General features: G+C 69.9%; 8 protein-coding genes and 1 pseudogene. 6 read left to right on the top strand and 3 right to left on the bottom strand.

The window, feature by feature from the left end; translation table 11 throughout:
* Positions 1-231, top strand: a 231-nt coding sequence (locus ACIA5D_RS30660) for a sigma-70 family RNA polymerase sigma factor (protein ID WP_396033790.1), incomplete at its 5' end; no start/stop codon positions are given.
* Between the two features lie 55 nt (positions 232-286).
* Here ACIA5D_RS30660 and ACIA5D_RS30655 read toward each other — a convergent pair.
* Positions 287-1,873: a glycoside hydrolase domain-containing protein gene (locus ACIA5D_RS30655; protein WP_396033789.1), complete on the bottom strand. Its 1,587-nt coding sequence runs from the start codon at positions 1,871-1,873 to the stop codon at positions 287-289.
* Between the two features lie 102 nt (positions 1,874-1,975).
* Entirely contained in the window at positions 1,976-3,160 is a 1,185-nt protein-coding gene (locus ACIA5D_RS30650) for an MFS transporter (RefSeq protein ID WP_396033788.1), read from the bottom strand.
* A 73-nt stretch (positions 3,161-3,233) separates the two neighbouring features.
* Here ACIA5D_RS30650 and ACIA5D_RS30645 point away from each other — a divergent pair.
* The 4 genes and pseudogenes from ACIA5D_RS30645 to ACIA5D_RS30630 form a co-directional block, all read left to right on the top strand.
* Positions 3,234-3,371 (top strand): annotated as a pseudogene (locus ACIA5D_RS30645) (glycosyltransferase family 2 protein); the annotation flags it as partial.
* A gap of 140 nt (positions 3,372-3,511) precedes the next feature.
* On the top strand, positions 3,512-4,177 hold the full coding sequence (locus ACIA5D_RS30640) for a DedA family protein (RefSeq protein WP_396033787.1): 666 nt from the start codon (positions 3,512-3,514) through the stop codon (positions 4,175-4,177).
* Positions 4,178-4,223: 46 nt separating this feature from the next.
* Complete coding sequence (locus tag ACIA5D_RS30635) at positions 4,224-4,928, top strand: hypothetical protein (protein WP_396033786.1); 705 nt, start codon at positions 4,224-4,226, stop codon at positions 4,926-4,928.
* A gap of 63 nt (positions 4,929-4,991) precedes the next feature.
* Entirely contained in the window at positions 4,992-5,606 is a 615-nt protein-coding gene (locus ACIA5D_RS30630) for an HAD-IA family hydrolase (RefSeq protein ID WP_396033785.1), read from the top strand.
* On the opposite strand, the gene ACIA5D_RS30625 is transcribed toward ACIA5D_RS30630, so the two are convergent.
* Positions 5,599-6,543 carry a Dyp-type peroxidase gene (locus ACIA5D_RS30625; RefSeq protein WP_396033784.1) on the bottom strand — a complete coding sequence of 315 codons (945 nt, stop codon included), beginning with the start codon at positions 6,541-6,543 and terminating at the stop codon, positions 5,599-5,601. The two genes, ACIA5D_RS30630 and ACIA5D_RS30625, sit on opposite strands and share 8 nt — an antisense overlap.
* 39 nt (positions 6,544-6,582) lie before the next feature.
* Between ACIA5D_RS30625 and ACIA5D_RS30620 the strand changes: the two genes are divergently transcribed.
* Complete coding sequence (locus ACIA5D_RS30620; protein ID WP_396033783.1) at positions 6,583-8,022, top strand: flavin-containing monooxygenase; 1,440 nt, start codon at positions 6,583-6,585, stop codon at positions 8,020-8,022.
* Position 8,023: the final 1 nt, after the last annotated feature.

Below are 8,023 nucleotides of genomic sequence, written 5' to 3'. Positions count from 1 at the left end.
CTCGGCGGCGAAGACCACGAATTCGAACTCGCCGAGACCCGCGTCGCCCTCGGGCCCGCGCTGGCCACCCTCGACGAGCGCGAGCAGAAGATCCTCACCCTGCGCTTCTACGGCAACCTCACCCAGTCGCAGATCGCCGACCAGATCGGCATCTCCCAGATGCACGTCAGCCGCCTGCTCACCAAGGCCCTCACCAAGCTGCGCGGCCACCTGGCGGGCGAGGAGATCTGAGCGACCAACCCCAGGGACAGCGTGCGGCCGGCCCGGTTCGGGCCGGCCGCATGCTTTATGCCAGCGGTGTGCGGCCCGAGAAGGTGCCCAGCCGCGAATTGATCTTCAGGGTTCCGCCGCCACCGGCGAAGAGCCACAGAGCGTTGTTCGACTTGGCTACCGCGACCAGGTCGACCGTGCCGTCCCGGTTGAAGTCGCCGACACCCACCAGGTCGCGGAAGCCGTTCCAGCCGGTGCCGATCCTGGTGCGGCCGTCGAGCGCCGTCTTGCGCCCGGGGAACAGCCACAATGCGCCCGCGGTGTCGCGGACAACCAGGTCGGAGTTGCCGTCCTTGGTGAGGTCGCCGACGCCCGCCAGTTCGGTCATCGTCGACCATCCCTGCGGGCTGATCTTGACCCGAGCGCCGAGCGCGGTGCCGGACTTGCCGGGGAAGAGGTAGAGGGTGCCGCCGCTGATCGCGGCCAGGTCGGGGTAGCCGTCCCGGTTGAAGTCGCCGGCCGCGGTGATCTCCCGGTATCCGCTCCAGTTGGTGGCCAGCCGTTTGCGCGTGCCGAACCCGCCGCCGGTGCCCGGGTAGAACCAGAGCTCGCCGTTGGTCTGCCGGGCCACCACGTCCTCGCGGCCGTCCCGGTTGAGGTCGCCGATCCGCACGATCGCGTTCTTCGTCGTCCAGGCCGAGGCGAGCTTCTTGCGCCCGGCCTCCGAGACGGTGGCGCCATTGCCGGGGTAGAGGAAGACGTTGCCGGTCGAGGCGGTCTTGGCCAGCACGTCCGGCCAGCCGTTGCCGGTGAAGTCGGCCAGCTGCGGCGAGGGCAGCGGCGCGAAGTCGACGTAGTTGCTGTCGATGTTGATGGTCACGCCGCCCCAGGTCTCCGGGTGGCCGCCCTGGTACTGCTTCATCCGCCGGCGCCCGGGCCACATCGTCGCGGGGATCGACGGGTCGGTCAGCGTGACCGCTTGGTCCCAGCGGGCGAAGTCCACATAGTCGGGCCGGGCGTAGCCGGTGGCCGAATAGTTGGCGACCTGGTCGGCGATGCCGGAGCTGACGCTCGAGTAGTAGCCGGAGAAGTAGCCGAGGTCGTGCAGCTGCTGGGTCCAGCCGTTCATGAAGGCGAGCACGCCGGCCCGGCAGGCCGCGTCGGTGGTGCTGTACGCCTCCATGTCGTAGATCAGCACGCTGTTGCGGGCCAGCCCGAGCGCCGTGGCCTGGGCGACCGCGTCCGAGCCGGCCGCCCGGCCCTGGGCGTCGGCCTTGGTGTTGTCGATCCGGTTCTTCTTCGTCGTGCAGGAGGCCTGCGGCCCGACGTACAGCGGCAGCAGCTTCCACCCAGCGGTGACCTGCTGCTGCACCCAAGCCGCGGTGAGGTTGGCCTGCGTGCAGCCGCGGCTGACCCCGCCGATGTAGATGCCGACCGCCTTGTACGGCGACGCCTTCCACGCGGTCATCGACACGGCCGCCGGGGCGGTGCACGCGTCGAAGGCGTACCCGGTGAAGGTTCCCGGCTGGACGGTGCTGTAGGCGCTGGCCGCGGTCGCGTTCGTCCGGGCCAGCGCGAACAGTGAGGCCACGAGAACGGCGGCGAGAAAGGACGCTTTGATGGCGAGGCTGCGGCGCGGCTCGATGAGCGCGTGGGCTCCCATGATGGCCTTTCTCGGGCGGCAAACGACGCCCGAGCCAATCAAACGATCATCGGGGGTCGCCTCCGCCGAACGGCTCGATCCGGACAACCCGCTCGGCCTTATCTATAGATCGACACCTATCCGGGTGACCGTGCGGCGACGGGTGGTGACGATCAGGGCCGCCGCGAGCCCGAGCGCGCCGGCCTCCATGGCCGCGCCGACCAGCGGCGTCGCTTCGTAGCCCCAGCCCGCGGTGATGGCCAGGCCGCCGAAGTACGCGCCGGCTGCGTTCCCGAGGTTGAAGGCGGAGACTGCGGCCGACGAGGCCAGCAGGTTCTGCGCGTCGTCGCCGGCCGCGGTGATCACCCGCGTGGTCAGGCCCGGCACGGTGGCGTACGCCGCCACACCGAGCGCGAAGAGGGTGACGGTGGCCGATGCCTTCGCGTGCGAGGTCCACGCGAACGCGACCAGCACCACGAGCATCGCGATCGACGCCGCGACGATCGTCCCCATCAGACGGTTGTCGGCCCCGCGCGCCCCGATCACGTTGCCCAGCACCAGGCCCAGTCCGAACAGAGCGAGCAGCCACGGCAGCGCGCCGTCGGCGAAGCCGGCCACGTCGGTCATCAGCGGCGCAACGTAGGTGAACGGCGCATAGACCGCGCCGAACGCCAGGGCGGTCATGCCGAGCGCCAGCCAGATCGCGGGGTTGCGGAAGGCGGCCAGCTGCGCGCGGGCCTCGCCGGTCGCGGACGTGGCGGGCACGAAGGCGGCCGTGGCCACCGCCGCGATCAACCCGAGCAGGGCCATCGCCCAGAACGTCGACCGCCAGCCGAGGTGCTGGCCCAGCAAGGTGCCGAGCGGGACGCCCGCGACGTTGGCCACGGTGAGCCCGCTGAGCATCGCGGCGATCGCCCGGCTGCGTCGCGACGGGGGCACCAGGTCACCCGCGACGACGGTGGCGAAGCCGATGAACGCGCCGTGGCCGAGCGCGGCGACGATCCGGCCGGCCAGCATGGCCGGGTACCCCGGGGCGAGCGCGCACAGCACGTTGCCGGCCACGAAGAACGCCAGCAGCCAGATCAGCACCGGCTTGCGGCGGCGGCGCGCGACGAAGTAGGTCAGCAGCGGCCCGCCGAACAGCACGCTGAGGGCGTATCCGGAGACGAGCAGCCCGGCCGTGGGGATGGAGACGTGCAGGTCGGCCGCGATGTCGGGCAGCAGTCCGGTGATCACGAACTCGGTCATGCCGATCGCGAACGTGCCGACCGCGAGGGCGGCGAGGGCCAAACCGGAACGCTTGATCACTCCAGCGACTCTCACAGACCCGCCACAGTTCCGCCACACCGTAAAGTAAGTCCGGGCGTCGATCTTTGGTCGCATGAGACCCGTACTCGACGTCGTCATCCCCGTCTACAACGAAGCCGCCGACCTCGAACGCAGCGTGCCACGGCTGCGCGACTACCTGCTGTCGGTGTCGCCGTTCCCGTTCCGGATCACCGTCGCCGACAACGCCAGCACCGTCACGCGTCTCCGCCGCACCATTCCGACTTTGCCCCTGAAAACACGTGGTTTCACACGATCGGGGAGTTCGGAGCTTCAGCCACAGTAGTGACTCCACAGGTTTGGCGGCGTCCGCTCCGGCTACCGTGTTAGCCGATGCCACCTTCTGCCGAGCTTCCCGGATTCCTGCACGGAGTCGCCCCGCTTCTCGATCGCTGGGGCTATACCGCCGTTGCGGCGGTGATCGGCGTCGAGAGCTTCGGGGTACCGGCGCCCGGCCAGACGATCATGGTGGCCGCGGCCATCTACGCCGGCGCCGGCCGTCTGAACATCTTCGCCGTGGCCGCGATCGCCTTCGTCGCGGCCGTCCTCGGCGACAACGTCGGGTACTGGATCGGGGTCCGCGGCGGCCGCAAGGTGGTGCACCGTTGGGGCAAATACGTGTTCCTCACGCCCGAGCGTTTGGCCCGTGCGGAGGGTTTCTTCGCGCGACGCGGAGGTCGTATTGTTGTCATCGCTCGTTTCATTGATGGTCTCCGGCAGTTCAACGGCGTCATCGCGGGAATCACTGCGATGCCGTGGCGCACCTTTCTGATCTACAACACGATCGGTGCTGCACTGTGGGTCGGTTGGTGGACGAGCGTCGCGTATGCGCTCGGTACCCATCTCGTCGAGATCATCGAGCATGCACACCGATACAAATGGTGGGCGATCGCCATCATCACCCTCGCGGTGATCGCCTACATCACACTGCACCTCCGGCACATCAGACGCCGGCGCGCCCGCAGCGCTGCGGCAGTCGTCGAGGAGCCACAAGCCTGACGTCGCGCGCCGGGATTCGCCGGGGGTGCAAACGGAAGGAGAGTTCGTGACCACCCCTCAGCTCGACCGCCGTCGTGCGCAGTCGGCGGCCGCCGGCGCCGCCGCCGAGAAGGCCCGGCTGGCAGTGACGGAGCTGGACAACCGGCTCCGCACCAACGCCGACCTCACCCAGCAGCAGGCCCAGGCGCTGCGTAACGCCGAGGCCGAGGCCAAGCGGCTCAAGCGCTCGCTCAAGACGCAGGAGCGCGACCGGGTGCGCCTGACGAAGGCACACAAGAAGGCCGTCAGCAAGGCCGAGAAGACCAAGAACCGCGCCAGCGACATCGACGCCAAGTACGACAAGGCCGTCCTGGCCGATCTGATCCGCCGCGAGAAGGAGCGCGATCAGACCGCGCAGCTCGCCACGGTGACCGCGATCGCCCCGGCCCCGGCCCCGGCCCCGGAGCCTGCGCCGGCCCCGGTCGCGAAGACCGAGGTGGCCCCGGCGGCGCCTGCGGCCACCCCGGCCCCGCGGACCACCCGGCCCGCGGCCACCAAGGCCACCCCGGCCAAGACGGCCGCAACCACCACCGCCGCGCGCACCACCGCCGCGCGCACGACCGCCGCGCGCACGACCGCTGCCAAGGCGACCACCGGCGCGACCAGCAGCCGCAACTCCGCCACGAGCCGCGCTACGTCGGCCACCAAGGCCACCGAGCCGGCCGCTTCCCGTCGCGCCACGCCCCGCCGGGGCACCACGACCGGTCGCTGATAGCACCACCACACTCAGGCCGCGTCCGGGCAACCGGGCGCGGCCTTGTGCAACGCTCGACCTGTGGCTGACATCAAAGACATCCGGGCGATCCTCTTCGACATGGACGGCACGCTGGTCGACTCCGATCGCGCCGTCGAGCGCTCCTGGCTGTCCTGGGCGAGCGAGTACGGCGCGGACGGCCCCGCCGCGTACGAGATGGCGCACGGCAGCCCCAGCGAGGCCACCGTCCGCAAGCTGCTGTCGCGGCTGACCGAGGACGAGATCCTAAGCGCCTCAGCCCGGCAACTTGAGCTGCAATATGATGACTTATCCGATGTGGTAGCGACACCGGGCGCGCACGACCTGATCGCGCTCCTCGATCGCCAGGGCGTGCCGTGGGCCGTGGTGACCAGCGCCGACGACCGGCTCGCGAAGGCCCGGCTGAACGCGGCCGGCATCACCCCGCGGGTGCTGGTGACCACCGACGACGTGGCGGCCGGCAAGCCCGACCCGGCCGGTTACCTGCTCGCCGCCGAGCTGCTCGGCGTCCCGCCGGCGGACTGCCTGGTGGTCGAGGACGCCGAGGTCGGCCTCGAGGCGGCGCGGGCGGCCGGCGCGCACACCGCGGCGCTGCGTGGCCTCGACGGCGACGTGCGCCTGAGCTCGCTGACCGACCTGGCGAGACTTCTCAGTTAGGCAGATCGTCCAGGAACACGGCCGTGGGGACGAAGAACAGCGAACCGGTCACCGCGGTCGAGAAGTCGAGGATCCGGTCGTACGTCCCGTACGGCTCGCCCAGGAACATGCGGCGCAGCATGAGCTCGGGCACGTCCGGCGTGGACGCGTACGCGATGTAGTACGTGCCGAACTCCCCGTCCTTGATCGATCCGAACGGCATGTTGTCCCGCAGGATCTTGAGCTCGTTGCCGTCAGGGTCGTCGACCGTGTTGAGCTCGACGTGCGAGTTGGGCGCCTTGTCCCGGATCTCGACGTTGTCGAGCTTGGTGCGCCCGATCGCCGCTTCCTGCTCCTCGACCTTGAGCGCGTTCCACGCCGGCAGGTCGTGCAGGTACTTCTGCACCAGGACGTAGCTGCCCCCGGCGTACGCGGTGTCCTCGTCGCCGATCAGCACGTGCTGCCCCGCCTCGTCGGCATTGGGGTTCTCGGTCCCGTCGACGAAACCGAGCAGGTCGCGCTCGTCGAAGTACTTGAAGCCGTGCGTCTCGTCGACGACGTCGGCCACTTCCCGCAACCGGTCGGCGATCTTGCTGGCCAGCTCGAAGCAGACGTCCATCTGCCCGGCCCGGATGTGGAAGAGCAGGTCGCCGGGGGTGGAAGGGGCCGCGTGCTTGGCGCCCTTCCAGGCCCGGAACCGGTGCAGCCCGGCCGGCCGCGGCACGGTGAACAGCCGGTCCCACAGGTCGGCGCCGATCCCGGTGACGCAGGAGAGCTTGGCGGCCGGCAGCCGGAAGCCGACCGTGCGCTGCAACGCGCTCATGTCCTCCAGCAGCTCCCGAGTGGTGTCCTCGCCGCCCTCCCGGACGGTCACGACCAGGAACATGGCGGCGTCGGTGAGCGGAGCCAGGACCGCCTGCGAGTTGACGAGCGGGCCGAGCGAGCGGGGCGCGGTCATGATCCGCAGCTTACTGAGCTTCGGCCGGATAATGGACGAATGAGTGATCGGGTTGACGTTCTCGTCGTGGGCGCGGGCCTGTCCGGCATCGGGGCGGCGTATCGCCTGCAGACCGAGTGCCCCGGCAAGAGCTACCTGATCCTCGAAGGTCGCGACGTCTCCGGCGGGACCTGGGATCTCTTCCGCTATCCGGGCGTCCGCTCGGACTCCGACATGTTCACCCTCGGGTACCCGTTCCGCCCCTGGCGGCAGCCCAAGGCGATCGCGTCCGGCGAGACCATCCTGCGGTACGTCCGGGACACCGCCGACCGCTACGGCATCACCGCGAAGATCCGCTTCGGCCGCCGCGTGGTGAGCGCGCACTGGTCCACCGAGGACGCCTCCTGGACGGTCCGCACGGCCAACGGCGAGGAGTACAGCTGCTCGTTCCTGTACCTGTGCACGGGCTACTACCGCTACTCGGGCGGCTACGACGCCGACTTCCCCGGGCGGGAGGAGTTCGCCGGGCGGATCGTGCATCCGCAGCAGTGGCCGGACGATCTCGACCACGCCGGGAAGCGGATCGTGGTGATCGGCAGCGGGGCCACCGCGGTGACGCTGGTGCCGGCCCTGGCCGAGACCGCTGGACACGTCACGATGGTCCAGCGCTCCCCGTCGTACATGATCACTCTGTCCGGCGGCGAAGCCGGCGGCCGGGAGATGAGCCCGGCCGCCGCCCGCCTGATCCGGTCACGGAATGTCGTGGCCACGTCGTTGCTCTATCAGGCCTCCCGGCGGTGGCCCGACAAGGTCGCCGGTTACCTGCGCCGACAGGTGGCCCAGCAGCTGCCGGCCGACGTGCCGCTCGATCCGCATTTCACGCCCCGTTACCACCCGTGGGACCAGCGGCTCTGCGTCGTGCCGGACGGTGATCTCTTCGCGGCCCTGCGGGCCGGACGGGCGTCGGTGGTCACCGGGGTGATCGACAGCTTCATCCCCAAGGGTGTACGGCTGACCGACGGCACCGAGATCGAAGCGGACATCATCGTCACCGCGACCGGGCTCTCCATGGTGGCCCTCGGCGAGATCGCGGTGGAGGTCGACGGACAGTCGATCGAGACAGGCAAGCTCAACGTCTACAAGGGAATGATGTTCTCGGGCGTGCCCAACCTCGCGTGGTGCGTGGGCTACATCAACGCCTCCTGGACGCTGCGGGCCGACCTCACCTCCCGGTACGTCTGCCGGCTGCTCAACTACATCGACCGGCACCACATCGAGATCACCACCCCGACACCTCCGCCCGGCCGGCCGAAGGCCGACGAGCCGCTGATGGCGCTCAGCTCCGGGTACGTGCGACGGGCCGCCGCGATCCTCCCCCGGCAGGGCGCGCGCCGGCCGTGGAAGATGGTCAACAACTACCTGATCGACATGCCGGCCATGCTCCTGGGCCGTATCAATGATGGACACGTTCGATTCGCCCGGCGGAAGGTCACGGTCTGAC

It is taken from the genome of Actinoplanes sp. NPDC051513 (assembly GCF_044454685.1).
Taxonomy (GTDB): Bacteria; Actinomycetota; Actinomycetes; order Mycobacteriales; family Micromonosporaceae; genus Actinoplanes.
This window is presented reverse-complemented; position numbering and strand designations above follow the sequence as displayed.